At 25.8% G+C, this 1065-nt stretch carries 2 protein-coding genes; both read left to right on the forward strand.

Features of this window, described 5'->3' with window-relative positions:
* On the forward strand, positions 1–478 hold a 478-nt coding region (locus L988_RS00190; protein WP_047380369.1), incomplete at its 5' end, for a type IV secretion system protein.
* Positions 479–489: 11 nt separating this feature from the next.
* Positions 490–1065, forward strand: a 576-nt coding sequence (locus L988_RS00195) for a TrbG/VirB9 family P-type conjugative transfer protein (RefSeq protein ID WP_081990269.1), incomplete at its 3' end; no start/stop codon positions are given.

The following is a 1065-nucleotide window of genomic DNA, read 5'->3' on the forward strand; positions in this document are numbered from 1 at the left end:
TGTAGAAGTTAATAAAGAGGAAGGAATAGTAAAAAATATTGGAGCAATAAATAGAATAAATTATGTTGCAAATGATAAATTAATCATGTCAACTTTAAGAAATTTTATATTAAAAACTAGATCAATTCCATTAGACCCAATTATGTATGGAAGAAATATAAAAGAAGCATATAGTTTTTTAGGAGAAATAGCACAAACGAAATTAAAAAGCCAAATAATAGCAGAAGATACAAAAGATAAAATGAAAAATAAAGAAACTAGAGATATTTCTATAACAACAATCTTAAAAGTTGATAATAAAAATTATCAAGTTAGATGGATTGAAACGGGCTATGATGAAAGAGGAAATATAGTTGAAAAGATAAAAAAATCAGGAATTTATACAATAGAAATAATTCAATCTAATTCAGAAGAAAAACTATTGATAAATCCAGTAGGAATTACAATAACAGATTATAGTTTTAACAATGAAATGTAGAGGTGAAAAAATTGAAAAAGATAGCAATATTAATGACAGTTTTGTCAAGTATGGCATTAGGAGCAGTTGAGTTACAGTATGAAGATTTTTCTTATCAAGAACCAGTTATAAAAACGGGATTAAAGGAAGCAAAGCAAAATGTTAAAACAACATTTGTTTACAACGAAAATGATATGTATAGAGTTTATGCAAGAACAGGATTTTTAACAACAATTTACTTAAATTCAGATGAAGAAGTTATTTACTTAGCAGGTGGAGATACAGCAAGATGGGCGATTGATGAAGGAGTAACAGGTTCAAAACAAGGAGAAAGAAAAGCAATTGTTTTAAAACCTTTTTATCCAGGAATAAAAACAAATTTAGTAGTAAATACTAATAAAAGAAGTTATAACTTTTTTTTACAAAGTGCTAATGAATGGTATAACCCAGTTGTAGAGTTTGTTTATCCACAAGAAGCTAAAATTGCAAAAATGATTAAAGCAAATAATGAGGAAACAACAAGTTTAGTTAATCTGAATAATTTAAATAATAAATATGAATGGAATAATAAAAAATATAATTGGAGTCCTCAACAAGAATTTGATGAT

The sequence above is a fragment of the Cetobacterium sp. ZWU0022 genome, assembly GCF_000800875.1.
Taxonomy (GTDB): Bacteria; Fusobacteriota; Fusobacteriia; order Fusobacteriales; family Fusobacteriaceae; genus Cetobacterium_A.